Below are 25,909 nucleotides of genomic sequence, written 5' to 3'. Positions count from 1 at the left end.
TCACGCCACAGACCGGATGGCTTTGATCACCGAGGGGATCGAGCCGATCAGCAGGATGATGCCCCAAATGATCGCGATGACCGCGAAGACGATGGCGGCAATGTTGTCGATGATGCTCACCAGGATGATCGGCACCAGCCCATGCAGGAAGCTGAGGACGACGCCACACACCAGTGACGTGAGCAGCATCAGCACCAGCCCCTTGTTCTGCAGAAATCGCTGGTGTGCCAACAACAACAGCACGCATACGACGATCTTGAGGAACATCAGAAGGCCGTTCAGCATCGAAGCATCGCCCGTGGAAAAGAACCCCCACACCGCGAGATAGGCAAGCGTGCCGAACGGCGGGCTCATGAAAAGCGCGACCATCACCAGCAATTCGACGAACGCGATGATCGCCAAGATGATGGCACCGATGATCAACAGGATCGACCCGACGATCGTCGCTATGCCTTGAATGCGGCCGTGAATCCGCTCAGGCACGATGAGTGAGACGCCCATCAAGGCGAGCGTGTAGAACAGGATCCCGTCGACCAGCGCCATGTACGGAATGCCGCGACCGGGCGGCTCGACGACGCCTGAGCTGCTCGGCATCTCCTCCAGGTCCAATTTTGCAGCCTGGACAAGGAAGTCCGCGCCTGCGCCGCGCCCACCCGTGATCATCGGTGATCCCAGTTCGATCAGGACGATCAGCGCGCAGGCGAAGAGCGCGAGAACGAACAAAGGCGTGCGCAGCTTGTCCATGGCCTCACCCACCGGCACGAAGTCTGCAGCTGAAACACCTCAGTGTGATCACCGCGCCGTCCTTCCCGACGGCGACGTTGATGTCGTCACCCTTGGAAAGATCCTTGCCGACCGTGCGAACACGACCGCCCTTCGGATCGGGAAGTGGCGCCGAAACACCAACGGAGCCATCGGTTGCCGTCAATCGGACAGTACGGAGACCGTCGCCACCACCAGGCACCTTCAGCTCGCAGCTTGCCTGCACGACCAGCACACCACCTGGTTTCAGGCAATCGGCTTTGAGCTCACGCAGCGGCACCTCGGTCCCGCCTGCTGCGCTCTTCATCAAGCGACCAAGGAGGCCGTCGGGGGCCGCACCCGCGTCGCCGTCGCGCTGCCGGGTGCCGACCGCCACGAAGACGACGAAAAGCACTACGACAGCTATCAATACGGCAATGAAGGCCTTCTTGCCCATAGCGGCACTTGCCTACGGATGAGCCGGAATCGTCATGCCGGGAAGAACCTTGATGTTGGGGTTGATCCTATTCGTGCAGATCCACGGCCGCAGCTTGCACAAGCCCGACGTGTCACCGGACGGCCCCGTCGACACGTACAGAATCACCTTGCTGCCTCTGGCCACCGATCCTTGCTTCGGATCGGTGTTAACGACGATTCCCCTTGCCTGAGAGTTCGCAACTATTGCAATCTCGGAAACCAGACCGGCTTTCTGAACCACCTCCGAAGCGGCGTTGACGTCCATGCCGACCAGTGTCGGTATCTGCACCAGATCGGCGCCAGACGAGACGACGATCGTCACCGTCGAGCCCTTCTTCAGACTATTACCGGCCATCGGCTCCTGGCTGATCACGTTGCCGTTCGCCTCGCCGCTGGGCTGCGATCTCACCTTCGGCACCAACCCGATGTCCTTGAGTACCTGCTCGGCCTGCGCCTGGGTTTTGCCGCCGACGTCCGGCACGTCGACACCACTACGGCGCATCGTCAATGCCGTCACCACGCCGCCGATGACCAACAGCAGCACCACACCAGCGATCAGCGCCCACAACCAGTTCTTGGATTTCGGCTTCTCCGGCGGCGGCTTGATCTCGAAGGTGACCCGGTTTGACGTCACCGAATCCTCTTCTGGCGCAGCGTCCGCCGAGTAGACCCGGCCCGCTAGCCAGTGCGTCCCGGCCGGTGCCTTCTCGCCAGGTTTCACCGTTGCCGTGAACTGCTTGGAGCCGCCGTGCGGTATCAACTGTTGTGGCTCGGCGACGGTGAACCACGATGTCTGAGCCTGCTCGCTGCCGACGATGTCCACGGTGGCCCGGGTATCCACCGGACCGGGGTTTGTGACGGTGAACACCACCTCGGCCTGTCCGCCTGCGAGTTCGACACGCTCGGTGGCCGGACTGATCTGCCATGCGGTCATCGTGTTGCCTCCGTGAGCTGTAGGTCCGCGGTCATCGCCGCGGGTTTCTCATGGTTGACGATGTGTTGCACCACACCGGCATACGCGCTGGCGTCCGCCGGTATGCGCACACTGAAATGGAACGGCTGATCGGGCGTCTCGATTATCTCGAAACCGGCAACCCCCGTGGCGACTTCCAAGAACCTGCGCAGCCCGGCAGCGGTGCCGCGCAGCTGCGCCAGGGTGGCGGCTGAGGCGATGAGATTGCGCATCTGGGTCGGCGGGACCAGCACCGTGTCCGTCGCACCCGGACGACGCACGCCGACAAGGTAATCCAGCGTCACCCACCGGGCGAGGAACGCGAGGAAGTCGTCCCGCGCGGTGTACGGGGTGAACTGCGCGTCGAAATTTCCGATCAGTTCCTCATCCGGAGCCTGGAGAACCTCCATGGCATCGAGCAGCGCCGCCAGGACGGTGCCCTCATCGGCCGCGTCCTGAAACGCCGCCGGCAACAACCGTTTAATCGCTGGGCTGCGCATAGCTTCCCACCACCGTGATGTTGTGTTCCCCGGAGCAGAGCAGCCAGGTGTCAGGGATGGTCACCTCGTCGGTACTGACCCGGTTGGCCGCTGACGACCAGCGGCCCGCGACGCCGTTCCGGTACACGCCTTTCGGGCCTCCCACAATGACGGTGCCCGCCTTGGCATCAGCGCTCTGCACCGCTTCGAAGCGGGCACGTTGCTCGGGCCGCAGCGGCAGCCCGCTGCTCGCGTCGGGCGCCAGCCACACGGGGTTCTGTGCGGCGGCGTCGAGCATCAGCACACCGGCGCTCTGCGTTGCCGCGAGCGCCCGGCCACCGTCGAGCGCGACGTCCCAACACGTGCCACCGGCCCAGCCGGTGCTCAGCGTCTCCCACCGCAGATCGGCTTCGAAGAGGCGCGCGCGCAGGCATCCGGTGCCGATGCCGCCCTGTTCCGACTCGCCGATACCGACCCACACCACGGTGGTGGGCCCGCTGAGCTGGACGGTCAGGCACCGGCTGTCGATGCCGGGTGCGGGGCCGACCTGGCCGAACGACCCGGCCCGTCCGCCCTCGACCGAGAGGTAGATCCCCTGCTTGGCCTGGGTGGCGACGATCACGGCCCACTTGCCCTGTTCGGAGATCACCGTCTCGACGGCGTACAGCGCCCGATCCTGTTCTGCGGGTTCGAAGATCACCAGATCCGGAGCGGGCGGTTCGGCGAGCAGTTTGAGTTCGTAGAGGCCGCCGTCGGTGGCCAGGAGCAGCGCGGCGACGGTGTCTCGCTCGATCCAGGCGATGTCGTTGACGGTCGGGCCCAGCTCTTCGATCATTGTCCAGGTCTCGCCGAGATCGTCGGACAGATACACCCGTGAGCCGCCGGTGTCGGTCCGCCGGGTGGCCAGGGCCAGGGTTCCGGTGCGCTCGACCATGCCCGCCCGCACGGCCCGGGGGGCCGGCACGATCGTCATGACTTCCTCGCCCGGGAACCGCCAGATGCTCTCCCAGCCCTTGCCGTCGTTGACCGACCGGAACAGCACCTCGCCGGATCCGCAGTACCAGGTGTTGTCCTGATAGGGGTCCGCCACCGTGCCGCGAATCTGACCGTCGGGCGCCTCGCCGATGACGAACCTCAACTCGTCCACGTAGCGCACACCCGGCTCGGAGCCTTCCAGCAACTGGTAAACCGTCGATGCCCGGAGGGACTCACCGAACTGCCACCCTGTGGTGTTCTCCGCGGTCGGCAAGGGACTGATCATCCGGTTCAGGCGCTCGTGCACCCTGTCCCGTACCGCTGCCGCATCCTCTTCGGGCCGCACCACGATGCGGCCTTCGACCGAAACCTCCTTGTATTTCGCCCAACTGGTCACGCACGTGGTGCCGATCATGCCGCGACTGCTCAGGTCTGTTTCCGTGCGTACCCGGGCTTCTTCCACCTCGTGCGCGAGCATCGTGGCCAGACTCAGCCTGCCGCCGGGACGATCCTGCGCCGAAACCTGCGGTACCAGAACCACTTCGATCGATCCGCGCTGCGCAAACGGCCGCACATCGACCCGGGTGAAGGCGCGGGCACGAGCGACGCCACTGGAGCTGACGGTCGCCAGCACTTCGTAATCCCGCGCTGTCACAGCGCGTTTCAGCGAGAAGAACTCATACGGCCCACGCTCCAGCGCGGCGCCGACCTCTTCGAGGTCCAAACCGCCCTGCGCCGGATGCACGTTCGTCACCGTGACGCCGTCGATGCGCGGTTCGATGGCGCTCAACTGACCGGCGGCGACGTTGCCGCCGACACCCCCGCCGGTTCGGTACCACAATCGGATCTCCGCGCCGGCCGCTGGGACGACCGCCGCCCCGGAGACACTCGGCCCGAAAATCACCGTGCCGGTCGACCGGTCCACGATGTACGCCCGGTCCTGAGCCCCGACGTCGGCGAAACTGTCCACTGCTTGCCAGATTTCGAATTCGTGGCCGCCGTACTCGCGTGCCGCCCGCCGCTCGTCGCGGTCCCCGACGACCTGAACACCCAGCATCAGCGACAGCGGTTCGGTCGTCATGACGATCGGTGCGTGCGCGGCGGTGAACCGCTGACCGGCGCGGCCTGTTCCGGTGCCCAGGAGCTCGCCGTCCACGATGGCGCAGTGGTGGCCGCGCGCGACCGCGGAGTCCTGACCGGCCGGGATCACGACAGCGTCGGGAACGACGAAGACAGTCTGCGACAGGGCACCGGCACCGGTTGTCACCCGGGTACCCGCCGGGATGGTGATTGCCGGCTTCTCCGAATCGGTTTCGCGGCTGTCGCGCGCGAAGGTCAGCTCCACCCAGGCGGCGCTCGGCGGCCGCCGGGAGAGCCCGATCAGGTTGAGGAAAGTCAGGTAGGACTTCTCGGGCAGCCGGTTGAGCCGGTAGATCATCACCTCGGTCAGGTGTGCAAAGACCTCGATGAGCGCCATGCCCGGATCGTTCACGCTCATGTCCGTCCACGCGGGGCAGGCGTTACGCGCACGGTCGCGGGCTTCGAGCACGAGGTCGACGAAGGTGCGGTCGTCCAGATTCGGCACGGGGAAGGTCATGGCGTGCCGCCTTCCAGATCCAGCGGGTAGACGAGCGTCTCTGTGCTCAGTGTGGCTCGGATGCGGTAGGTCAGCGTGATATTGAGCCGGGAGTCGATCTCCGGATCCACATCAGCATCGACGTCGATGATGGAAACCCTCGGCTCCCAGCGGTGTACCGCCTGCCTGACGTAGTGGATGGCCAGCCCGGCAGTGGTCTGATCGTTGTTGGCGAACAGTAGCCGGTGCAGATACGAGCCGTAGTCGGGGCGCATCAGGCGGTCACCGGGGACCGTCGACAACAGCAGCATCAGGGCCTGCCGGATGGCGCCGGCGCCGTCGACCATCGCCACCTGGCCGGTCGGCGTGGTCGACAGTCCGGTCGGGCCGTAGGCATCCAGGCCTGCCCCGGTGAAGCGGAAAGCGTTGTAGTCGGCCGTCATACGTCGGCCCTCACAAATGTCTGTTTGGGATCCTCGACGGTGTAGTGGACGACGCCGGGCGGGGTGCCGTCTGTCAGACCGTCGAGGGTCGCCAGCACCACCGCGTGACCGTCGATTCGAATCCAGGTGCTGTAGCCGACTGCGACCTGCAGGGTCTTGCCGCATTTCTTGATGGTCGGACCGCTGTTGGGGCACCAGTCGATATCGCGGCCCTCGGGGTCATTGTCGACGAGCACCGGGACGTCGATGGTGACCCAATCCTGTTGATTGACATTCTGGATCACGCCTTTGTGATCGCATTTGATAACCGAGTCCAGCGTGATCCACTCCGCCATCACTCCTCCCGCATGAATTCGACGGCCTTCGCCTTGATCGTGATGGTCTTCCCCGGCGCCGTGATGTCCAGATCCGTCTCCGCATGCAACGTGACCTTGCCCGGCGCCAGACTGAGCGTGCTGCCGCCGCGGTTCGCGACGGTGATGGTGTGGGCCCCGTCGTCGACGATGATCCGCTGCCCGTCATCGGTGTGCATCGACCACCGCTTGACCTTGCCGCCGTCGACCCCGGCGTCGGGCGGCTTCTCGCCGCCGTACAGTCCGCCGAGGACCACACCTCCGACCGGTCCATGGGAAAGGGCGACCAGCACGGTGTCACCGACATCCGGCAGGATGACCAGGCCACGCTTCTTCCCCGCGCCGGCGCACAGCACACCGAGCCAGCCCACGTCGGGGTCCCCGTAGGCGGGCAACCGAACCTGCACGCGCCCAAGCCCTTCGGGGTCGGCGACGTCGGTCACTGTGCCGAGAGTGATGGCCGTCGACGGACGCGCGGCGGGAATAGCGGGCGGCTCGGTGCTCACCGTGGTGTGGAATCCGGTCGCGTCGACGGTGTGGATCGCTTCGGTGAGCACGTAGCGTCCGGTGAAGTCCGCGGCGACGCCGCTGATCTCGACGCACACCCCGGCACGCAGAGCGGCGTCACCGGCTGCGGTACCCCGCAACGTCACCGTCGACGCTGCCCGGACATCGAGTTCGGCCTGCGCCCGGGCCGCCACCTCGGTGGCGGTGGCGCCCTGCTGATCGAGCAGCATCAGCTCGCCGTCGAGGCCGAGAGTGCTCAGGTCGGGCCCGGTCGGCACGGTCGCGCCACCGCGCGGGCTGCCCACCTGCTCACGGAACAGCTTGGCGCTCTGCCGGTCCCAGCCGAAAGCCGTGAAACCCTGCGCGGCCCGATCCAGGTTCGCCTCGACGGTCGCATCGAAAAGGGTCCGGCCGAGTTCGAGTGGCAAAAAGTCGTCGCTGCCCCGCAACGTGCACAGCCGCAGTTCATCTCCGCTCAGAACGGGGTAAAGACCTGCGCTGGAGCAGGTTTCACGCAGCAGTTCGAAATCGGTCTGGCTGTACTGGACGATGCGCTGGAATTGCGGGCCGGTCTCGTCAGCAGAGACGCTGATGCCGTCCGGCCCACACAGCTGCTCGGCCAACTGGACGGCGGTGACATCCGAGAAGTACCGCAACTGTTGACGTTTGCGCAAGAGATGAAGCTTGTCGTAGCCCCGAACCCGGATCTGTGTCGCGCCGTCGGGTCCGTGCACCAACGCACTTGCGGTGATCTGGCCTGCGAACAGCGGCGTCTGGTCGCCTTCCAGCCGCACGGTCAAGGCTGCGCCGAGCGGGAAGATACCCAGTTCGGCGCCGCTGCCACGAACCACCGAGTAGGCCAGTTCGGCCTGAGCCGGCAGCCCGAGACGCGTTGCAACCCTCGCCGATACGATCCTCGCGGTGAGGTCCACGGGTACCGGCGAGCCGTCCACTGTGACCGCCAGCGCGGCGGTACCGGTCAGCATCATGGGCCCGCGCCTTGAGCGCCGGTCAGTTCTGTGGGGATGGAAAGGACTTCGCCCGGGCGGATGCTGAACGGGTTGTCGATGTCGTTGTGTTGGGCCAGCCGGCGCCACAGGAACGGGTTGCCCAGCGCATCCGTGGCCAACAGATCGAATCGCACCCCGGTGTACTCCGGATCGGCGTCACCCTCACCGACCGCCTGCACCGCGTCCTGCACGCCTCCGGTGGCCGATTCCTGTTGCACACCAACGGCATCGGCGGATGCTCGCGCGAGTTCATCCTCGTAGGACAGCGCCGCTTCGGCCGCCGACTGCGCCATCCGCACCATCTTCATTCGCAGCCATGACCGGCGTGGTCGGCCGTCGATGCCGAACGCGTCGAATCGTTCGGCGAGCGCAGTGATGATGCACGGAATGTTCCAGCTCTTGCACCAGACCAGCCGGACCAGCGGTGGCCGGCAGTTGCCCAGTTCCTCGTCCGAGTTCTCGGCGAGCATGCGCAGTTTGTTGGTCAGGGCACGCACGTCGGTGGGCCGGTTCTGCTCGTCGACGAAGTCGACGTCGAAGAGCAGGTCGAGCGTCAGCTCGGTGCGGCCACCACCGGTGAACTGCAACGGATCATCGGCCAGGCCGGTCCCCGTCAGCTGTCCCGACGTGGTGCCACGGGTGCGCACGCCGGCCAGACGGGTCATGGTGACCGATTCAGGGTTCAGCATGCAGTCAATGCGCTCGCCGGTCTTGTCGACCAGAAACGCGACGCGTTCCATCAGCGGCCTCGCTGTTCGTCGTCCAGGCGCGTGATGTCATGGCTGTTGAACGTCGATACCGGTGGCTGCCAGAGCATTTCGTCGTCAGGCAGGTGAGGCCACCGTTCGTCGTCGCGGCGTTCGTCCAACCAGACCGATTCGGTGGTCCTCTCCTCGGGACGGGGGAATTCCGGTTGCTCGCCGGATGTGGGCGTGATGGGGTCGAACGACGGCCACGGCTGTCGCGTCGCGCGTGCGTGGTGTTCGAAGGCGGGCGCGGCCACGAAAGGTACTGGTGTGATGGGCCATTGCACCGCCAGCCGCGGCGCTGCCGGCTGTCGTCGGCCTTCGTCGTCCGAAACACGTTGGCTCCCAGCCGCTCTGGGGGGCGAGCTGTCGAATCCGGCGGGCGTCGGTGGCCGCCCCGCCGCCGGGGCGTCGAGCTCCGGGTACGGGACCGGCCCGCGGTCGTCGACAGGCGCCGCCACGGTCGGCAGGGGCATCCGCCTGACGATTGCACGCCGGGTGAGACGGAGCCGGCGGCGCAGTCGTCTCAGGGTGGCCGTGAACTGCGGTATCGGCCGATGCCTTTGACGTCTCCCCTGCGGCTCGTCGTCGAGTTCCGCCGGCGGCGGTGGCGGCGGTGGTGGTGGTGGTGGCGCCGGCTGCGCTGCCACGCTATTCGTCGCGGGCTGCCGCGGCGGTGACATACCACCGGCGTGAATACCGCCACCGGTCAACAGTTCCGGGGCACGTTCGCGCACCACGGCGAACCAGTGCTCGTTTCCGGCTGCGGCCGCTGGGAGCGGTTGGGCCGCAGGCGCACCGGGCGGGCCGGCACCGGGCTGCACGGCGTCGGCGAGGTAGCGGAATACCCGCGCGAGAATGCTACGCAGACGACGCGCCGGAGCCATTGTTGGTGACCCTCTGGATACCTTCGTGTGCGATGACCAACGTCTCGATTGCCAACTCGTGGCTCATGGCATCAAGCACCGCACCGTGCCACTCGGAGGCCCACGCGTTGGCCAGGGTCCACCGCATGACTTCCCCGGTGCCGGCAGGGTCGCGCAAGACGATCTGCACGAGTCGGCGGTCGACCTGACCGGATACGGCCAGCATCAGCCAGTCCCACAGTTCTGTCGATGATGTGAGTCCGGCCCGGAGTACCACCGGGGAATAGACGGCGCGCCCCGGAACCATGCGGACGACCTGGCTCAGCCCTGCTTCGCGATACGAAATCCGCTCGATTTTCACACCGAGGCCGCTGACTTCCGTGAAGTGGCCGCTGGCGACTTTGTCGATGATCAACTCGAAGTTGTACGACCGGTGTGGGTCGACCCAGTTGCCTGGTTGTGCTGCTGGTGCGGTCATTTCAGCCACCTACCATTTCGATCTCGGTTCCTCCGCTCCACTGGCTTATCTGGAACACCACGAACTCCGCCGGCTTGACGGGAGCAACACCGACAAGTGCGGTGACGCGCCCAGCATTACGTTCCTCGACCGGATTGGTCTCTTCGTCGCATTTGACGAAGAACGCTTCTTGCGGGGTACGGCCGAACAGAGCGCCGTCGCGCCACACCCGAGTGAGAAATTCGCTGACCGAGGTACTGATCGACGTCCACAACTTGTATTCGTTCGGTTCGAAAACAATCCATGTGGTGCTTTGCGCGATTGATTCCTTCAGCATGTTGAACAAGCGGCGCACGTTGAGATAGATGAACGGATCGCCCATGGGTGCGATGGTCCGGGCACCCCACACCCGGATTCCTTCGGCGCCGAACTTGCGGATGCAATTCACGCCCGCCGGGTTGAGGTTCGCCTGCTCGCCACGGGTTACCAGATAGGTGAGGTCGAGGGCACCGACGATCGGCTCGTTTGCAGGAGCCTTGTGCACACCGCGGTTGGCATCCACACGCGCCCAGACGCCTGCCATATGACCGCTGGGAGCCGTCGGGACATTCTGTTGGGAGAGCGTGTCGTACGCGACGATCCACGGGAAGTAGAACGCCCCGTAGCTCGATGGCCTCGGCCGCAATCCGTCGGCGTCCGGATCTGCTGCGTGTGCGGGCGGCGAAGCCGCGCCGTCGGCCGCACCCTCAGGTTTGTCCGGCTTGTCCGGCCTGCCTGGTCCACGTGGCGCACCGAGGGTGCCGACCGTGACGAGGTTACCGATGTCTTCGACTTCGGCGGGCGCGTCGAGAATGGCGACGCGATCCTCCAATCGCTCGCAATGCCCGAGCAGTGCCTCGTAACTCTGCACCCCGATGTATCCCGGTGCAGCGACGATCGCTACTTCATCGATCGCTTCGAGCAGTTGCAGGCCACTGCGCCGGGCACCGCCGCCCTCGAGGGCCTGGCCTTCGGGATGGTTGACGATGTAGCAGCGTCCTCCTCCATTGGCGAAAAAGCCCCAGACCGCGCGGGACAAAGCGGTGCCCTGCGGCCGCGGGACATTCGCGAAGTTCCGGACGAACTCGGTCCAGCTGTTCACCGCTTTGGCTTCTCCGAGCAACGCACCGGCGTCCGGCGCCTGGCCGACGAATGCGGCGGTGCTGGTGCCGACGGCCTGGATCGGACGTGCGCCACTCGGCACTTCCTGCACATATACACCGGGTGCCCCAATTGCACTCGTCATGGTGAGTCTCCTTCGGATGTGGGTTTCGGGGTGAGGTTGATCCGCAGCTCTTCGGTCACGATCGGGACCTGCGGAGTGGGTCGCGCGATGACTACAGGCATGTCGAACAGCAGCGCGATTCGCGGTGCGCACCCCAATGCGAGCCAGGTTTCGGGGCTCAGCGGAGTGAGGTCGACGGCCGGGACGCCTGCTTCGGTCGCCGCGACAAGGGCTCTGCCGAGCATGGTGGCGTTTCCCGTAACCAGGTGGCGCATCCGCAACCGCAGCGGTTCGAGCGCTCGGTGGGTCCGCAACTCGCGTTCCGTTTGTAGCTCGAGCGGCCAGACACTCAGTCCGTCATCGGAAATCTTGGGCGGTGCAATCTGAACCGCTCCGCCCGACGCGTCCTTGAGCCACGCCACCACGTTCGAGGTCGCTGCGGCGAGCGGACCGCCCTCGGGAGTGTGCCCATTCGAAGACGTCATGACACCGGACGGTCGGGAAGCAAGGCAGGACTACCGATACGGGTTCCGGTCACATCGCTCATCGGCGAATTCCCTCGGATCAGCTAGTGCATGTTTGATACGTGATCACTACGCCCACCATCGGCGCACTTACCAAGACTGCTGCGCTACTACACACTGATTCCCAACCTGGCGATTTTAGAATCGAATAGCGGTTGCTGTGGGTTTTCTGCGAAATCGCAATTATTCATAAATCCCCTCCACATACCACCGCCGCTGCCGATAGCACAGCAGCAGCGCGCGGCTCTCCCCCTCGTCCCCGAGCAGCACCTGGGCCCGTGCCGTGCGGCCTTTGCCCCGCTCCGGATCCCACCAGCGTTCGTCGACGGGCCATGGTCCGGCCCACCACCGCAGCGCCCCGCGATACCCCGAACCCGTCAGCCCCACGGGATCGGTGGAGAACATGCCCCGGTCCGTCACCCGAACCGAATCACCGCGTACATCAACAAGTTCCACTGGGTCATCGAGCAGGACCACCGGAGCCGGCTCCGGCAGCCGTCCCGGCCACGGCTGGGCCGGATCATTCAGCGGCACCACCTCATCTCCCAGCGGGGTGAGCGTGATGCGCTCAGCCGGCCCGCGCCCGCCACTGAGCACCGGCACCTGCACAGCCTCCGGCCCGAGCAGACCCTGGACCCGCACCAGCGCCCGCCGGGCGCGCATCCGGTCGTCATCTCCGGAAGATCCCCACAACGGCAACTGCAGCGCGGCGGCCGAGACCACCTCGACCGGATGCAACCGCAACACCGTGATGGGCCCGGTGGGTCCGGCCCCGCCCAGCCCCCGCCTGGTCAACCAGCCGTCCAGCTGCCACCGCACCCGGTCCGCGGTGGCGTCCTCGGTCAGCGGCTCGGCGCACCGCCAGACACGTTGCAGTTCTTCACCATTGGCGGTCACCGCATCGATGGCCAGCCGGGTGCACCCCACCCCGGCAGACTCCAGGCTGCGGTGCAACTGGCCCGCCAACGAGCGCCCGGCGAACGCCGCCGCGTCCACCCGGTCGATCGGCGGGTCGCAGTCCATCACGGCATCGAGGTCGGCCGGCGTCTCCGGACCTGACGGGCGGCGCGCCGGTTCACCCCGCGAAAACCGGTGCGCGACCACGGCATCCGTACCGAACCGCGACGCCACGTCGGACCGGGACAGCGCAGCGAACTGCCCGATGGTTCGAATACCCATGCGCCACAACAAATCCGCCAGTTCTTCCCGACCCTCGCCGGACAGGCTCGGTTCGGTGGCCAGCTGCCGGATGGACAATTCGGCGAGAAATTCCGCATCCGCACCTGGCGTGAGGATGCGTCCCGCCCGGGCCGCGAAGACCGCGGTGGGCAACTGGTCGGCGATGCCCACCTGGCATTCGACCCCGGCCGTACCCACCGCGTCGACCAATCGCTCAGCGGCGGTCTGCTCCGACCCGAAATACCGGGCCGCGCCACGCACCGGCAATACCAGCAGCCCCGGCCGCAGGACCTCCGCCCGCGGCACGACCTCGTCGACCGCGGCCGTCACGCCCTCGAAGTGACGGGCGTCGCGCGCCGGATCGGCTGTGACGACGTGCAATTGGGGGCAGCGGGCCTGCGCCTCCCTGCGCCGTAACCCCCTCCGCACCCCTGCCGCTCGGGCCGACGCCGAACAGGCCGCCACCCGGTTGGCCAGAGTGACCGCCACCGGCTCGGTCACCGGCAGCCCGGCCGCCACTGCCGCCGCCACCGCGGGCCAGTCCATACACCAGATGGCCAGTACCCGGGACATCTCAGCCACCCACCGCTCGCAGCGGGCGCATCGAGCGGCCCCGGGCCCGCGTGTCCAACCGCACCCGACCGATTCGTCCGCACCCGGGCGCCGGGTCCCCGGCACCCGCGCCGACCACCTCGTAGCCGCGGACCCTGGCCTCCAACCGGGCTGTCGCCCCGGGCCAGTCGCCGTCGGTGACCAACAGGGTGCACTCGCGCTGCCGGGCCCGGGACGCCACCACCCGGGCTCGGCCGGCCGGAACGGACTTGCCGCCCAGGCCGAGCAGCACCAGGTCGAGCCCGTCCATGAGCACCGCGGCCACCTCGACCGGGTCCGGCCCCGGATCCGGGATCAGCGCGATGCGTTCCAGATCGGCGCCCATCTCCACCGCGGCCAGCAGCCCGACCTTGGGCTGACCGACGATGGCCGCGTACCCACCGGACGCCGTCACCGCAGCCACCATCCGCAACGGCAGCGAGCGAGCTCCCGAGAGCACCGCGACCGTGCCGCGGGGCAACACGTCAGGCAGCAGCTCAGACTGCAGATCTGACGGTTCCAGCAAACTCTCTACAACCTTCGGGGCCGCTTCCGGCCGCCCGCGGTCCCGACCACGCAAACCTGCCGGCCCGGACATCTCGGCGATCTTGCGCCGGAGCTGTTCCAGCTGGTCAGCACGGTCAATCCGACCATCCGCCAGACTGGTCACAGCCGCCACAACAACACCTCCCGCACCACCAGACACCTTCCAAATTCGAATATTTGTTCGATGTGGTGAGTAAACACCCACCCACCGACAGGGTCAAGCCGCCGACGGCCCACAACAACGCCGCCCCAGCGCTCCGACCTGTACGCTCATAACTGGAATAGGTCTGGAATCCCATTCGGGGCTTGGTGGACCGCTGCGTTAGTGGAAGGGCATGCATCATGCGTTCGAATCGTCTGGTCCACCGCATCACCGTCGCTGCCGGCGGCACCGCGCTCATCGCGATGATCGGCCTCACTGCCGGCTGCGGTGAAGAGAAGAAGACCCCTGAGGCGCCGTCGTCGACGACCACGACCACGACCACATCGGCGGTCACCCCGACCGAGAAGTCGCTCAGCCCGAACGGCGGCAACCTGTTCACTCCGTCGGTCACCGCCAACCCGGCGCCCACCGCCACACCCGGGACCCACCGCAACTGACAACTGACCCGGGTTGCCAACCGACCCAGCAGAATCCGGGTCAGCGCTACCGTTGCTACATGCCACCGCCGACCCGGACACCGTCAAAGCGATGGTTGGTGGCCCTGGCGTTGATCGCCACGTTGGCCATCGTCTTCAACCTGCCCACCCCAGGCCGGCCGACCGCGGCGCCAGACCAACCGTCAGGCACCATCGATGGTCCCTTCGCGTCGTTGCTCGCGTCGTCGACCGACCTCGGGCTCGCGCATCCGCAGCGCGTCCAGCTCACCGCCGCCCTCGATGACGACTATCGGCCGGATGCGCTGATCAACTGGGCTGAGCTGCAACGGCTTTCGGTGCGCTGGCGGCCGGGCGACAACTGGGCCGTCGTCGAAGGTGATCCTGATCGCATGGGCGCCGCCTTCGGCGTCGAGGTGCACGACTACCGAAGCCGGCGCGGGCAGGAGTTCTACGCCGCACCGCAACAACCCCGGATTCCCACCGAGTTGCACGGCACCGTCAGCGAATTGGGCCGGATCCTCAGCTACACCCCGCACCACAATTCGGCACCGGCGGACCCGCCACAGGGCGTCCCGGAACGCGGCCTGACCCCGAGCCACCTACTCAGCGCCTATCACGCCGACAAGTTGAGCGCCGCCGGCCACACCGGCAAGGGCACCACGGTGGTGGTCTTCGCCTTCAACGGCTACGACCAAGCCGACCTGGACCAGTTCTCCACCACCTTCGGCCTGCCCAAATTCACCCCGACCCTCGTCGGCGGGCAGCCCGGCGACGAGCGTGGCGAAACCACCATGGACCTCGAGGTGATCCATGCCATCGCCCCCGACGCCCGGCTGGTCGTGGTCAACGCCCGGCCCACCGTCACCGGCGACGGCGCCTATCTCAAGATCGGCGAGATGTTCGAGAAGACCGACCGTGATTTCCCCGGCGCGATCTGGAGCCTGTCGATCGGCTGGGGCTGCGACAAGCTGACCACCGCGGCCGACCTCGCACCCGTGCGGTCCGCACTGGCCGCCGCGGAAGCACACGGCACCACGGCATTTGACGCCAGCGGCGACCTGGCCGGACTGGAATGCAAAGGCGGCGACGACTGGGATTCCCCGCCCGGCCCGAGCGACATCGGGCTGGATTCGGTGGCGTCGCTGCCGGAGATGACCAACGTCGGCGGCAGCACCCTGTCCACCGACGCCGACGGCAGATGGGTGGACGAACAGGCCTGGTTCAACGTCCCGCTCTCGCAGGGCACCGGCGGCGGCGTTTCCGCGCTGTTCGACCAGCCCCGCTGGCAGGACAAGGCAGCGACCCAGGTCGACCCGAAACGCAGCGCCGGCAAGCGCCTGACGCCGGATATCTCGGCGGTCGCCGATCCCTACACCGGCGTCCGGATCGTGGTGGACAAAGAGGTGGTCGTCGGTGGCGGCACCTCGCAGTCCGCGCCGATCTGGGCCGGGCTGACCGCCGTCATGACGCAGTACCTCACCGCCAATGGCGGACGTCCGATCGGCGCGCTCAACCCGCTGCTGTACCGGATCGCCACGGGCGCCCCACGACCGGCATTCCGCGATATCACCCTGGGCGGCAACGCCGTTGACACCGCAGGGCCGGGCTACGACCTGGTCAGCGGCCTCGGCACCCCGAACGTGGAGAACCTGGCGGAAAACCTGTTGTTGCTGCAGAAGGTGACGCAATGACCACCCAGCTCGAAGACCGGCCGATGATGGAGTGCGAGGTCTGCCAGCTGGACGTCCCGGCCGGCGAGTACTGCGGGCTGTGCGGCGCACCGCTCAGCGAGCACCGCCGCGACGGACCGCACTGGCTGCGGGCGCGGTCGTTCAGCGCCGCGCCCGGCCAGCATCTGCTCCGGCTGTCGATCACCAGCTCGCTGTTCCCGCACCTGTCCCCGCGGTCACGCACGTCGTTCATGCTCGGGCTCGTCGCCCTGGTGCTCGCATTGGTCGCCACCGCGATGCTCCGTCTGCCCGGTGCACTGGTCGCGGTCGCCGTCCTCGGGCTGCCCGTCATCTTCGGGATCTATCTGCGGGAATCCGAATTCAACCAGGACGCGCCTCGCGGCAACCTGTGGCTGACGGCCGGCCTCGCTGTCGCCCTCGGCGTCGGCTGGGCACTGCTCACCGGCGCTGCCGCCGCGAGGACCTATGGCATCCCGCTCGGCGCGGGCATCGCGGCAGCCCGCATGCTGCGCACCGGCGTGGGTGTCACGCTCGGTGGACTCCTGCTGATGCAGGTACCCACGCTGGTGATCCGCCTGGTCCGGCCAGGCCATCGAGAAGCCCTGCACGGCTACGCCATTGGCGCCCATGCCGCCATCTACTTCACGGCGGCGGCGACCCTGACCCGGCTGGCACCCCAGTTCGGCACGGGCATGGTCAACCGGGACCGCCCGCTCCTGGGCCTGTTGGTCGAGGCCGGAATCCGCGGGCTGGCAACGCCCATCATCGCCGCCACCGTCGGCGGTCTGATCGGTGCGGCGCTGTGGTTCACCCGGCCGCCGAACAAGGCACACCAGCATCGCGGCTATGTCCGGCTGACGCTGACCCTGATCGCGGTGGTCGTCGCGGTGGTCTATGCCCTGCTCGGCCTGATCGACGCGGTGCAGCTGCCCCAGTTGGTCCAGCTGGCAATGTATTTCGCGCTCACCATGATCGCACTGCTGGCGTTGCGCGTCGGGCTGCACCTGGCACTCCTGCACGAGGCACACGACGACTACAACATGGACGAGCCGCTGCTGTGCACCCAGTGCGGCCACGTGGTGCCCGACGCGCCGTTCTGCGCGGCCTGCGGTGCCGCCACCCGCGCCTCGTCCCGGGCCGCACGGCACGGCCAGCGCACCGACCGTCCGGCACCCGCCGACAGCATGGCCGTCGGCCTTCTCCCCGGCTATTCGCTGCATGCCCCGGCCTACGCGACAACGCCGACCCGGACCACGAAACGCGTTCAGGTGGCCCTGGTCTTCGCCCTCGCCGCCGTGGTGGTGGCCGCGCTCCTGGTCGGGGTGTCCAGTCTCCTGGAGAAACCGGCCGTGCGGTACGTGTGCCCGCCGGAATGCGGCCATCCGCCCATGGGCCAACCGGTCACCATCAACCCCCGGTTCACCGCACCCGACGGCTCGTTCAGCGTCGCCTACCCCGCGGCCGGATCGGCGTACGACGTCACCAAGGATGACCACGGCGTGCTGGCGAAACTGCTCGCCGGCGACGGCGGGATGCTGCAGTTGTTCAGCCGGCCCGCGACCGGACGCCAGCCGAAAGACATTGCGGCCGAACTGGTCTCGTCGACCTACCCGGACGCCAAGACCGCGTACGAGGTTCCGAACGCCATGGTCGGCTACCAGTCGGGCTACGGCATCGTCGCCGACTGGTACCCGCAGGGCGCGAGCCGCCAATACACCCGGATGCGGCTGCTGGTGCTCGTCGCCGTCAAGAACGACCTGGCCCTGATCGCCGCGGCGTCCGGTCCCTACCACCGGTTCGGCCCGGACTTCGGCTCCGGGAAACCGTCCGCCGTCGGCCTGCAACTGGCCCTGGACATGGGCCAGTACGTCAACAGCTTCGCGTGGCGGGGCGACCCGGCGCGCTAGCTCACTCCCATTCGATGGTGCCCGGCGGCTTGCTGGTGATGTCCAGCACCACGCGGTTGACCTCCGGCACCTCGTTGGTGATCCGGGTCGAAATGCGTTCCAGCACTTCGTAAGGCACGCGGGTCCAGTCGGCGGTCATGGCGTCCTCGCTGGACACCGGACGCAGCACGATCGGGTGCCCGTAGGTGCGTCCGTCGCCCTGCACGCCAACCGAGCGCACGTCGGCCAGCAGCACCACCGGGCACTGCCAGATGCTCTGGTCCTGACCGGCCGCGGTGAGCTCCTCGCGGGCGATCGAGTCGGCGCGGCGCAGCGTGTCCAAGCGGGGACCCGTCACCTCGCCGACGATCCGGATACCGAGACCGGGACCCGGGAAGGGCTGGCGCCCAACGATTTCCTCGGGCAGACCGAGCTCGCGGCCGACGGCCCGCACCTCGTCCTTGAACAGCAGCCGCAGCGGCTCGACGAGTTTGAACTTCAGGTCCTCGGGCAGACCGCCGACGTTGTGGTGGCTCTTGATGTTGGCGGTACCGGTGCCGCCGCCGGATTCGACGACGTCCGGGTACAGCGTGCCCTGCACCAGGTACTCGACCTCGGACTCGCTCGAGCCCAAGGTGTCGCGTACCGCGCCCTCGAAGGCCCGGATGAACTCGCGGCCGATGATCTTGCGCTTGCCTTCGGGGTTGGTCACCCCGGAAAGGGCGTCGAGGAAGCGGTCGGCCTCGTCGACAGTGACGAGCTTGGCGCCGGTCGCGGCGACGAAGTCGCGTTCAACCTGCTCGCGCTCACCCGCGCGCAGCAGGCCGTGGTCGACGAACACACACGTCAGCCGATCGCCGATGGCGCGCTGCACCAACGCCGCCGCCACCGCCGAGTCGACGCCACCGGACAGGCCGCAGATGGCCTGGCCGTCGCCGATCTGCTCGCGCACCTGCTCGACCAGCTGGTCGGCGATGTTGGCCGCGGTCCAGGTCGCGCCGATACCGGCGAAGTCGTGCAGGAACCGGCTGAGCACCTGCTGGCCGTGCGGCGAGTGCATCACCTCGGGGTGGTACTGGACGCCGGCCAGCTTGCGGGCCCGGTCCTCGAACGCGGCGACCGGGGCGCCGGGGCTGCTGGCCACGACGTCGAAACCGGCGGGCGCCGCAGTAACGGCGTCACCGTGGCTCATCCACACCGGCTGCGTGGCGGGCAGGCCCGAATGCAGTTCTCCGCCGGCGACTTTCAGCTCCGTCCGGCCGTACTCACTGGTGCCGGTGTGCGCGACGGTGCCGCCGAGCGCCTGGGCCATGGCCTGGAACCCGTAGCAGATGCCGAACACCGGGACGCCGAGATCGAAGATGGCCGCGTCCAGTTGCGGAGCGCCGTCGTCGTAGACGCTGGACGGACCGCCGGACAGCACGATGGCCTGCGGATTCTTGGCCTTGATGTCCTCGACCGTCGCGGTGTGCGGCAGTACCTCGGAGAACACCCGAGCCTCGCGGACCCGGCGGGCGATCAGCTGCGCGTACTGCGCACCGAAGTCGATGACCAGAACGGGCTGTGAAGCTGGTGTTTGCACCCGCCCAGTCTAGTGGTGGGCAGCCGGGGCCTCTGCCAGCCGCTCGGCTGCGGCGCCCACGGCGGCGCGGACGTCGTCGTCGCTCATCTCACCGAGCCCCAGCGCCGGCCGCAGGAATGGCCCGAGCAGTCGCCAGCCCAGTTGCAACGCGATGATGTTGCCCACCGCGAACCGGGCCTGGTTCTCGTCGGCGTACCGGGGCAGGAATTCGTCGAGCAGCCGCGCCATGTTGGGAAACGTGGTCTGCAACTCCCCGACCGGGTAGCCGTCGAGCGCGGCCCGGGCGATCACCCGGAGCTGCCGGTCCAGCGCCGCATCGATCACCTCGGCCGGCGCATCGGCGTCGATCGACTCCTTGAGGCGTTGTCCCAGATGGTCCAGCACCGCGCCGACCAGCTTCTCCTTGGAGCCGAGGTGCCGGAACACCAGTCCGTGGTTGACGTTCGACTTGGCGGCGATGTCCCGGATCGACGTGGCCGCGGGACCGCGCGCGGCGAACAGCTCCGATGCGGCCTCGAGGACGGCCGCGACGACTTCGTCCCGGCCCACTGGCACACCTGTAGTCATGTGGCTACACTAGCGGCCATGCACTGTAGTCAACTGACTACAGTGCGCGTCTTCCGAAAGGCTTCCGATGAACATCACCAAACTGACCAGCAAGATCGGCGCCGTCATCGACGGCGTGCGACTGGGCGGCGACCTGTCCCCCGAGACCGTCGCCGAGATTCGCGCCGCGCTGCTGGACCACAAGGTCATCTTCTTCCGCGGTCAGAACCACCTCGACGACGCGCAACAGCAGGCGTTCGGGGAACTGATGGGTGATCTGGTCGGCCATCACTCGATGAAGCGCGCCGACGCACCGAAGATCACCCCGATCGACTCCGAGTACGGCAAGGCCAACCGCTGGCACACCGACGTGACGTTCATGCCCGACTACCCCTCGGCGTCGGTGCTCCGGGCCGTCACCCTGCCGACCTACGGCGGTTCCACACTGTGGGCGTCCACCGTCGCGGCCTACGACGGGTTGCCCGCGCCGCTCAAGGCATTGGTGGAGAACCTGCGGGCGGTGCACTCCAACCGGTTCGACTACCTCAAGGACGTCACCGTGGACACGACGCACCTGACCGACGAGCAGAAGGGCTACCAGGCCGAATTCCAGAAGCCCGACTTCCGCACCGAGCACCCCGTGGTGCGGGTCCACCCGGAAACCGGCGAGCGCGCGCTGGTCGCCGGACAGTTCGTCCGCGGCTTCGTCGGACTGGACAGCTACGAGTCGGCCGCCTTGCTGGAACTGCTGCAGCGCCGAATCACCTTGACGGAGAACACCGTTCGGTGGGACTGGCAGCCCGGCGACGTCGCGATGTGGGACAACCGGGCCACCCAGCATCGCGCCGTCGACGACTACGACGGCCAGCACCGGCTGATGCACCGCGTCACGCTGACCGGCGACGTCCCGGTCGACGTGCACGGAGCACCCAGCCGCGTGATCAGCGCGGCGTAGCGTCAACGAATAACCGAGCCGAAAAACGGGAAAGGACACCGCAGGACAATCCCCAACCGAAAGAGCGACCATGCTGGGTCTCCCCAAAGCCGTGCACGCCTGCCTGTTCGACCTCGACGGCGTCCTGACCGACACCGCGAGCGTGCACAAGAAGGCCTGGAAGGCGATGTTCGACGACTATCTGCGGCAACGCGCCGAACGTGACGGCGAACCGTTCGTCGCGTTCGACAGCCACGACGACTACCTGCAGTACGTGGACGGCAAGCCGCGCCAGGACGGCGTCCGCTCGTTTCTGCGCAGCCGTGGCATCGACCTCCCCGACGGCAACCCGGACGACCCGCCGGACGCCGAGACCGTCGCCGGCCTGGGCAACCGCAAGAACGAGATGTTCCAGAAGGTGCTGCACGACGACGGTATCGAAGCGTTCAGCGGGTCCCGGCGATACCTGGAGGCCGTCGCCGCCGCCGGACTCGGCATCGCGGTCGTGTCGTCGAGCGCCAACACCCGTCCGGTACTCGACGTCACCGGGCTGTCCCACTTCGTCCAGCAGCGCGTCGACGGCCTGACGCTGCGGGACGAGCACATCGCGGGCAAACCGGCACCGGACTCATTCCTGCGGGCGGCGCAATTGCTGGGTGTCGAACCGGCGGCGGCCGCCGTCTTCGAAGACGCGTTGGCCGGTGTCGCGGCGGGCCGAAACGGCCACTTCGGATACGTCGTCGGAGTGGACAGGGCCGATCAGGCCGCGCAGCTACGCGACAGCGGCGCCGACGTCGTCGTCAGTGACCTGGCCGAGCTGCTGTAGGCCGACGATGATCACCCAGGAATCATTTCCGGTCGAGCCCTGGCAGGTGCGCGAGTCGCAGCTGGACCTGGACCTGTTGGCGCAGTCGGAGTCGGTGTTCGCGTTGTCCAACGGGCACATCGGCTTTCGCGGCAATCTCGATGAAGGGGAACCGCACGGCCTGCCCGGCACCTACCTCAACTCGTTCTACGAGACCCGGCCATTGCCTTATGCCGAAAGTGGATTCGGCTACCCCCAGGGCGGCGAGACCATCGTCGACGTCACCAACGGCAAGATCATCCGCCTGCTGGTCGACGACGAGCCCTTCGACGTCCGGTACGGCGAACTCATCGACCACGAGAGAATTCTGGATCTGCGCGCCGGAACCCTCTCGCGCACAGTGCATTGGCGGTCACCGGCGGGAAAGCAGGTGCGGGTCACGTCGACCCGGCTGGTGTCACTGGCCCAGCGGAGCGTCGCGGCCATCGAGTACACCGTCGAGGCCATCGATGAATTCGCCCGTGTCACAGTGCAATCGGAGTTGGTCGCCAATGAGGATCAGCCGAAAACCTCATCGGATCCGCGCGTTGCGGCGGCCCTCGCCAATCCGCTGCAGGCGATACACCACGAACACAACCAACACAGCGGGCTGCTGATCCACCAGACCAAGCGCAGTGGCCTGATGATGGCCGCCGCGATGGACCACGAGATCGAAGTCCCGGGCCGCGTCGAGGTGAGCACCGACGCCCGTCCAGATCTGGCGCGCACCACCGTGATCTGTGGGCTGCGACCGGGGCAGCAACTGCGCATCGTGAAGTATCTGGCCTACGGCTGGTCGAGCCTGAGGTCGCGGCCCGCGCTGCGCGACCAGGTCGCCGGCGCGCTGGCCGGCGCGCACTACAGCGGCTGGCAGGGGCTGCTGGACCTGCAGCGCGCCTATCTCGACGACTTCTGGGACAGTGCCGACGTCGAGGTCGACGGTGACCCGGACTGCCAGCAGGCCGTGCGGTTCGGGCTGTTCCACGTGCTGCAGGCCAGTGCCCGCGCGGAATGCCGCGGCATCGCCGGCAAGGGGCTGACCGGAACCGGCTACGACGGTCACGCCTTCTGGGACACCGAGGGTTTCGTCCTCCCCGTGCTCACCTACACGAAACCGCATACCGTCGCAGACGCCCTGAGGTGGCGCGCCTCTACGCTGGAATTGGCGAAAAGCCGTGCGGCCGAACTGGGTTTGCGGGGCGCGAGCTTCCCGTGGCGCACCATATCCGGACCCGAATGCTCGGCGTACTGGCCCGCCGGCACCGCGGCGTGGCACGTCAACGCCGACATCGCGATGGCGTTCGAGCGCTACCGCAACGCCACCGGTGACCAATCCCTGGAAGTCGACTGCGGCCTGACCGTACTGGTGGAGACGGCGCGGTTGTGGATGTCGTTGGGACACCACGACCGCCACGGTGTCTGGCACCTCGACGGCGTCACCGGTCCCGACGAGTACACCGCGATGGTGCGTGACAACGTCTTCACCAATCTGATGGCGGCACACAACCTGCGCGTCGCCGCCGACGCGTGTACGCGGCACCCCGACAACGCCTATGCCATGGGCGTGACCAACGAGGAGACCGCCGCGTGGCGTGATGCCGCGGCCGCCGCGCACATCCCGTACGACGAGGAGCTCGCGGTGCACCCGCAGTGCGAGGGCTTCACCACCTTTGCGGAATGGGAATTCTCGCCCGACACCGCCTATCCCCTGTTTCTGAACCACCCATACGTGCGGCTGTATCCGGCGCAGGTGATCAAGCAGGCCGACCTGGTGCTGGCCATGCAGTGGCAGGGCCACGCCTTCACCGCCCAGCAGAAGGCACACAACGTCGACTACTACGAGCGTCGCACGGTCCGGGACTCGTCACTGTCGGCGTGCACCCAGGCGGTGATGTGCGCCGAGGTCGGTCACCTCGAACTGGCGCACGACTATGCCTACGAAGCGGCCTTGATCGACCTACGCGATCTGCACCACAACACCCGCGACGGACTGCACATGGCGTCGCTCGCGGGTGCCTGGATCGCTCTGGTCGCCGGTTTCGGTGGTCTACGCGACGACGAAGGCTTCCTCGCACTCGACCCGCAGCTGCCGGACAGTCTGTCCCGGCTCCGATTTCGGTTGCGGTGGCGGGAATTTCGGGTCACCGTCGATGCGACGCACAGCGAGGTGACGTACACCCTGCGCGACGGACCCGACTCCACCCTGGTGATCCGGCACGCCGGCGACGAACTCACGCTGAGTACCCGCGAGCCGACCGTCGTCGACGTCAAGCCACGGCAGTCGATACTGCCCCCGCCGCCGCAACCACCGGGCCGCGCGCCCACACACCGGCGGTTCAACTCGGCCTGATCCCAGGGATTTGTGCACGATTTTCCGCGCTGACCGCGGAAAATCGTGCACAAATCCCTACTAGACCGGGGTGATCGGCAGCCGGCGCAGCGCGCCGGGAGCCTCGGCCGGGACGACGGGACGGTCCGGTGCGATCGGTTCGATCCGGCGGTAGGGCTCACCCTGGGCCGGCCGCGCGTCGTCCTGTCCCTTGTTCGGCCACAATGACGCCGCGCGCTCGGCCTGCGCCGCGATCGAAAGTGACGGATTCACACCGAGATTCGCCGAGATCGCGGCACCGTCGGTGACGAACAGCGTCGGGTAGTTGTAGACGCGGTGATAGGGGTCGATGACGCCCGTCTGGGCGCTGTCACCGATCGCCGCACCGCCCAGGAAGTGGGCGGTCAGCGGGATGTTGAACAGCTCGCCCCAGGTGCCGCCGGCGATACCGCCGACCTTCTCGGCCATCCGTCGGGTCGCCTCGTTGCCGACCGGGATCCAGGTCGGGTTGGGCTCGCCGTGGCCCTGCTTGGACGACATGATCCGGATACCACCGGGCCCACGCTTGGTGAACGTGGTGATCGAGTTGTCGAGGTGCTGCATGACCAGTGCGATCACGGTGCGCTCGCTCCACCGCTGCGGGTTGAGCAGGCGGATCAGCTCACGCGGGTCCTCACCGGCCTGGTTGAGGAACTGCTTCCACCGCGGCACGTCGGTGCCCTGCGGGCCGGCGCCGTCCGTCATCAGCGTCTGCAGCATGCCCATGGCGTTGGAGCCCTTGCCGTACCGCACCGGTTCGATGTGGGTGTCCGGGGTCGGGTGGATCGACGACGTGATGGCCACACCGTGCGTCAGATCCATGTCCGTGGGCACTTCGCGGGTCTGGGCACCCACGATGGACTCGGAGTTGGTGCGGGTCAGCACGCCCAGCTTGTCCGACAGCTTGGTCAGCTTGCCGGTGTCGCGCACCTTGAACAGCAGCTTCTGGGTGTTGTACGTACCGGCCGCGACGATGAGGTACTTGGCGGTGAAGGTCCGCTTGCCGCGGCGCACCCGGCCGTTGGTCCGGCGGGTCGCCACCTCCCACAGCCCGTCGCCGCGCTGCTGGAAGCTGGTGACGGTGGTCAGCGGATGTACTTGCGCCCCAGCCTTTTCCGCCAGGCCGAGGTAGTTCTTCACCAAGGTGTTCTTGGCGCCGTGGCGGCAGCCGGTCATGCACTCACCGCACTCGATGCAACCGGTGCGGGCCGGGCCGGCCCCGCCGAAGTACGGGTCGGGCACGGTCTTGCCCGGGGTCTTCTCGCCGTCCGGTCCGAAGAACACCCCGACGGGCGTCGCGACGAAGGTGTCGGCGCAGCCCATGTCCTCGGCGACCTCTTTGATGATCTTGTCGGCGTCGGTGAACGTCGGGTTCTTGACCACACCGAGCATGCGCTGCGCCTGCTCGTAGTGCGGCATCAGTTCGGCGCGCCAGTCGGTGATGTTCTTCCACTGCGGGTCGTTGAAGAACGGGTCCGGAGGGATGTAGAGGGTGTTGGCGTAGTTCAACGAACCACCGCCGACACCCGCGCCGGCCAGGATCATCACGTTGCGGAGCAGGTGGATCCGCTGGATGCCGTACATGCCGAACTTGGGTGCCCACAAGAACTTTCGTAGGTCCCATGAAGTCTTTGCGAAGTCGGCGTCGGAATACCGGGGGCCGGCTTCCAACACTCCAACGCGGTAACCCTTCTCGGTGAGCCGGAGAGCGCTGACGCTGCCTCCGAAACCCGAGCCGATGATCAAGACGTCGTAGTCAGGCTCCATGGCAG

The 25,909-nt window shown here is 67.2% G+C and carries 24 protein-coding genes; 6 read left to right on the top strand and 18 right to left on the bottom strand.

Annotation, left to right across the window (positions count from 1 at the left end; translation table 11 throughout):
• The 15 genes from G6N46_RS25105 to G6N46_RS25035 all read right to left on the bottom strand — a co-directional run bounded on the left by G6N46_RS25105 (window position 1) and on the right by G6N46_RS25035 (window position 13,819).
• Window positions 1-744: a hypothetical protein gene (locus tag G6N46_RS25105; RefSeq protein WP_138250331.1), complete on the bottom strand. Its 744-nt coding sequence runs from the start codon at window positions 742-744 to the stop codon at window positions 1-3.
• Between the two features lie 4 nt (window positions 745-748).
• Window positions 749-1,198 (bottom strand): hypothetical protein, encoded by a 450-nt coding sequence (locus tag G6N46_RS25100; RefSeq protein WP_138250332.1) that lies wholly within the window; start codon window positions 1,196-1,198, stop codon window positions 749-751.
• Between the two features lie 12 nt (window positions 1,199-1,210).
• Window positions 1,211-2,041: a PASTA domain-containing protein gene (locus G6N46_RS25095; RefSeq protein WP_163693001.1), complete on the bottom strand. Its 831-nt coding sequence runs from the start codon at window positions 2,039-2,041 to the stop codon at window positions 1,211-1,213.
• A 107-nt stretch (window positions 2,042-2,148) separates the two neighbouring features.
• Complete coding sequence (locus tag G6N46_RS25090; protein ID WP_138250334.1) at window positions 2,149-2,670, bottom strand: phage tail protein; 522 nt, start codon at window positions 2,668-2,670, stop codon at window positions 2,149-2,151.
• Window positions 2,651-5,221 carry a baseplate J/gp47 family protein gene (locus tag G6N46_RS25085; protein WP_138250335.1) on the bottom strand — a complete coding sequence of 857 codons (2,571 nt, stop codon included), beginning with the start codon at window positions 5,219-5,221 and terminating at the stop codon, window positions 2,651-2,653. Before G6N46_RS25085 ends, G6N46_RS25090 begins: the two co-directional genes overlap by 20 nt.
• Window positions 5,218-5,643 (bottom strand): GPW/gp25 family protein, encoded by a 426-nt coding sequence (locus G6N46_RS25080; RefSeq protein ID WP_138250336.1) that lies wholly within the window; start codon window positions 5,641-5,643, stop codon window positions 5,218-5,220. Before G6N46_RS25080 ends, G6N46_RS25085 begins: the two co-directional genes overlap by 4 nt.
• Window positions 5,640-5,978: a hypothetical protein gene (locus G6N46_RS25075; RefSeq protein ID WP_138250337.1), complete on the bottom strand. Its 339-nt coding sequence runs from the start codon at window positions 5,976-5,978 to the stop codon at window positions 5,640-5,642. The genes G6N46_RS25080 and G6N46_RS25075 overlap by 4 nt, the downstream gene beginning before the upstream one ends.
• The gene (locus tag G6N46_RS25070) at window positions 5,978-7,492 is read right to left on the bottom strand and encodes a phage baseplate assembly protein V (protein ID WP_138250338.1); all 1,515 of its coding nucleotides are present in this window, start codon (window positions 7,490-7,492) and stop codon (window positions 5,978-5,980) included. The genes G6N46_RS25075 and G6N46_RS25070 overlap by 1 nt, the downstream gene beginning before the upstream one ends.
• The gene (locus tag G6N46_RS25065) at window positions 7,489-8,253 is read right to left on the bottom strand and encodes a CIS tube protein (protein WP_138250339.1); all 765 of its coding nucleotides are present in this window, start codon (window positions 8,251-8,253) and stop codon (window positions 7,489-7,491) included. Before G6N46_RS25065 ends, G6N46_RS25070 begins: the two co-directional genes overlap by 4 nt.
• On the bottom strand, window positions 8,253-8,516 hold the full coding sequence (locus tag G6N46_RS25060) for a hypothetical protein (protein ID WP_138250340.1): 264 nt from the start codon (window positions 8,514-8,516) through the stop codon (window positions 8,253-8,255). The genes G6N46_RS25065 and G6N46_RS25060 overlap by 1 nt, the downstream gene beginning before the upstream one ends.
• A gap of 604 nt (window positions 8,517-9,120) precedes the next feature.
• Window positions 9,121-9,603, bottom strand: a complete 483-nt coding sequence (locus G6N46_RS25055) for a phage tail protein (RefSeq protein ID WP_073697607.1) — start codon at window positions 9,601-9,603, stop codon at window positions 9,121-9,123.
• 1 nt (window position 9,604) lies between these two features.
• Window positions 9,605-10,834, bottom strand: coding sequence for a phage tail sheath family protein (locus tag G6N46_RS25050; RefSeq protein ID WP_234880752.1), 1,230 nt, complete (start codon window positions 10,832-10,834; stop codon window positions 9,605-9,607).
• A 29-nt stretch (window positions 10,835-10,863) separates the two neighbouring features.
• Window positions 10,864-11,331 carry a hypothetical protein gene (locus tag G6N46_RS25045; protein ID WP_138250342.1) on the bottom strand — a complete coding sequence of 156 codons (468 nt, stop codon included), beginning with the start codon at window positions 11,329-11,331 and terminating at the stop codon, window positions 10,864-10,866.
• A gap of 222 nt (window positions 11,332-11,553) precedes the next feature.
• Window positions 11,554-13,122, bottom strand: a complete 1,569-nt coding sequence (locus tag G6N46_RS25040; RefSeq protein WP_163692999.1) for a DNA polymerase Y family protein — start codon at window positions 13,120-13,122, stop codon at window positions 11,554-11,556.
• A gap of 1 nt (window position 13,123) precedes the next feature.
• Entirely contained in the window at window positions 13,124-13,819 is a 696-nt protein-coding gene (locus G6N46_RS25035; RefSeq protein ID WP_138250344.1) for a DnaE2-dependent mutagenesis accessory factor ImuA', read from the bottom strand.
• Window positions 13,820-14,028: 209 nt separating this feature from the next.
• Between G6N46_RS25035 and G6N46_RS25030 the strand changes: the two genes are divergently transcribed.
• From G6N46_RS25030 to G6N46_RS25020, 3 genes are read left to right on the top strand one after another with little or no spacing between them, the layout of a single operon-like run.
• The gene (locus tag G6N46_RS25030) at window positions 14,029-14,286 is read left to right on the top strand and encodes a hypothetical protein (protein ID WP_138250345.1); all 258 of its coding nucleotides are present in this window, start codon (window positions 14,029-14,031) and stop codon (window positions 14,284-14,286) included.
• Window positions 14,287-14,345: 59 nt separating this feature from the next.
• Window positions 14,346-15,977: a S53 family peptidase gene (locus G6N46_RS25025; RefSeq protein ID WP_138250346.1), complete on the top strand. Its 1,632-nt coding sequence runs from the start codon at window positions 14,346-14,348 to the stop codon at window positions 15,975-15,977.
• The gene (locus G6N46_RS25020) at window positions 15,974-17,884 is read left to right on the top strand and encodes a zinc ribbon domain-containing protein (RefSeq protein ID WP_138250347.1); all 1,911 of its coding nucleotides are present in this window, start codon (window positions 15,974-15,976) and stop codon (window positions 17,882-17,884) included. The genes G6N46_RS25025 and G6N46_RS25020 overlap by 4 nt, the downstream gene beginning before the upstream one ends.
• A gap of 1 nt (window position 17,885) precedes the next feature.
• On the opposite strand, the gene guaA is transcribed toward G6N46_RS25020, so the two are convergent.
• Together guaA and G6N46_RS25010 are read right to left on the bottom strand one after the other, a co-directional pair.
• On the bottom strand, window positions 17,886-19,445 hold the full coding sequence (gene guaA / locus G6N46_RS25015; RefSeq protein ID WP_138250348.1) for a glutamine-hydrolyzing GMP synthase: 1,560 nt from the start codon (window positions 19,443-19,445) through the stop codon (window positions 17,886-17,888).
• A 9-nt stretch (window positions 19,446-19,454) separates the two neighbouring features.
• A complete protein-coding gene (locus G6N46_RS25010) occupies window positions 19,455-20,012 on the bottom strand; it encodes a TetR/AcrR family transcriptional regulator (RefSeq protein ID WP_138250349.1) in 558 nt (185 codons plus the stop codon).
• 67 nt (window positions 20,013-20,079) lie between these two features.
• On the opposite strand from G6N46_RS25010, the gene G6N46_RS25005 reads away from it, so the two are divergent.
• The 3 genes from G6N46_RS25005 (at window position 20,080) to G6N46_RS24995 (ending at window position 24,119) form a co-directional block, all read left to right on the top strand.
• A complete protein-coding gene (locus G6N46_RS25005; RefSeq protein ID WP_138250350.1) occupies window positions 20,080-20,946 on the top strand; it encodes a TauD/TfdA dioxygenase family protein in 867 nt (288 codons plus the stop codon).
• A gap of 70 nt (window positions 20,947-21,016) precedes the next feature.
• Window positions 21,017-21,751, top strand: coding sequence for a beta-phosphoglucomutase family hydrolase (locus tag G6N46_RS25000; RefSeq protein ID WP_138250351.1), 735 nt, complete (start codon window positions 21,017-21,019; stop codon window positions 21,749-21,751).
• A gap of 7 nt (window positions 21,752-21,758) precedes the next feature.
• Window positions 21,759-24,119 carry a glycoside hydrolase family 65 protein gene (locus G6N46_RS24995; RefSeq protein WP_138250352.1) on the top strand — a complete coding sequence of 787 codons (2,361 nt, stop codon included), beginning with the start codon at window positions 21,759-21,761 and terminating at the stop codon, window positions 24,117-24,119.
• Window positions 24,120-24,179: 60 nt separating this feature from the next.
• Here G6N46_RS24995 and G6N46_RS24990 read toward each other — a convergent pair whose 3' ends face one another.
• Window positions 24,180-25,904 carry a GMC family oxidoreductase gene (locus tag G6N46_RS24990; RefSeq protein WP_133427621.1) on the bottom strand — a complete coding sequence of 575 codons (1,725 nt, stop codon included), beginning with the start codon at window positions 25,902-25,904 and terminating at the stop codon, window positions 24,180-24,182.
• Window positions 25,905-25,909: the final 5 nt, after the last annotated feature.

It is taken from the genome of Mycolicibacterium phocaicum (assembly GCF_010731115.1).
GTDB lineage: Bacteria > Actinomycetota > Actinomycetes > Mycobacteriales > Mycobacteriaceae > Mycobacterium > Mycobacterium phocaicum.
Note: the sequence above shows the minus strand (reverse complement) of the source record. Positions and strands in the feature narration are given on the sequence as shown.

Coding starts and splice junctions, on each gene's coding strand:
- G6N46_RS25105 (WP_138250331.1), bottom strand. CDS start 744: ATGGACAAGCTGCGCACGCCTTTGTTCGTTCTCGCGCTCTTCGCCTGC.
- G6N46_RS25100 (WP_138250332.1), bottom strand. CDS start 1,198: ATGGGCAAGAAGGCCTTCATTGCCGTATTGATAGCTGTCGTAGTGCTT.
- G6N46_RS25090 (WP_138250334.1), bottom strand. CDS start 2,670: ATGCGCAGCCCAGCGATTAAACGGTTGTTGCCGGCGGCGTTTCAGGAC.
- G6N46_RS25085 (WP_138250335.1), bottom strand. CDS start 5,221: ATGACCTTCCCCGTGCCGAATCTGGACGACCGCACCTTCGTCGACCTC.
- G6N46_RS25080 (WP_138250336.1), bottom strand. CDS start 5,643: ATGACGGCCGACTACAACGCTTTCCGCTTCACCGGGGCAGGCCTGGAT.
- G6N46_RS25075 (WP_138250337.1), bottom strand. CDS start 5,978: ATGGCGGAGTGGATCACGCTGGACTCGGTTATCAAATGCGATCACAAA.
- G6N46_RS25070 (WP_138250338.1), bottom strand. CDS start 7,492: ATGATGCTGACCGGTACCGCCGCGCTGGCGGTCACAGTGGACGGCTCG.
- G6N46_RS25065 (WP_138250339.1), bottom strand. CDS start 8,253: ATGGAACGCGTCGCGTTTCTGGTCGACAAGACCGGCGAGCGCATTGAC.
- G6N46_RS25055 (WP_073697607.1), bottom strand. CDS start 9,603: ATGACCGCACCAGCAGCACAACCAGGCAACTGGGTCGACCCACACCGG.
- G6N46_RS25045 (WP_138250342.1), bottom strand. CDS start 11,331: ATGACGTCTTCGAATGGGCACACTCCCGAGGGCGGTCCGCTCGCCGCA.
- G6N46_RS25040 (WP_163692999.1), bottom strand. CDS start 13,122: ATGTCCCGGGTACTGGCCATCTGGTGTATGGACTGGCCCGCGGTGGCG.
- G6N46_RS25030 (WP_138250345.1), top strand. CDS start 14,029: ATGCGTTCGAATCGTCTGGTCCACCGCATCACCGTCGCTGCCGGCGGC.
- G6N46_RS25025 (WP_138250346.1), top strand. CDS start 14,346: ATGCCACCGCCGACCCGGACACCGTCAAAGCGATGGTTGGTGGCCCTG.
- G6N46_RS25020 (WP_138250347.1), top strand. CDS start 15,974: ATGACCACCCAGCTCGAAGACCGGCCGATGATGGAGTGCGAGGTCTGC.
- G6N46_RS25010 (WP_138250349.1), bottom strand. CDS start 20,012: ATGACTACAGGTGTGCCAGTGGGCCGGGACGAAGTCGTCGCGGCCGTC.
- G6N46_RS25005 (WP_138250350.1), top strand. CDS start 20,080: ATGAACATCACCAAACTGACCAGCAAGATCGGCGCCGTCATCGACGGC.
- G6N46_RS25000 (WP_138250351.1), top strand. CDS start 21,017: ATGCTGGGTCTCCCCAAAGCCGTGCACGCCTGCCTGTTCGACCTCGAC.
- G6N46_RS24995 (WP_138250352.1), top strand. CDS start 21,759: ATGATCACCCAGGAATCATTTCCGGTCGAGCCCTGGCAGGTGCGCGAG.
- G6N46_RS24990 (WP_133427621.1), bottom strand. CDS start 25,904: ATGGAGCCTGACTACGACGTCTTGATCATCGGCTCGGGTTTCGGAGGC.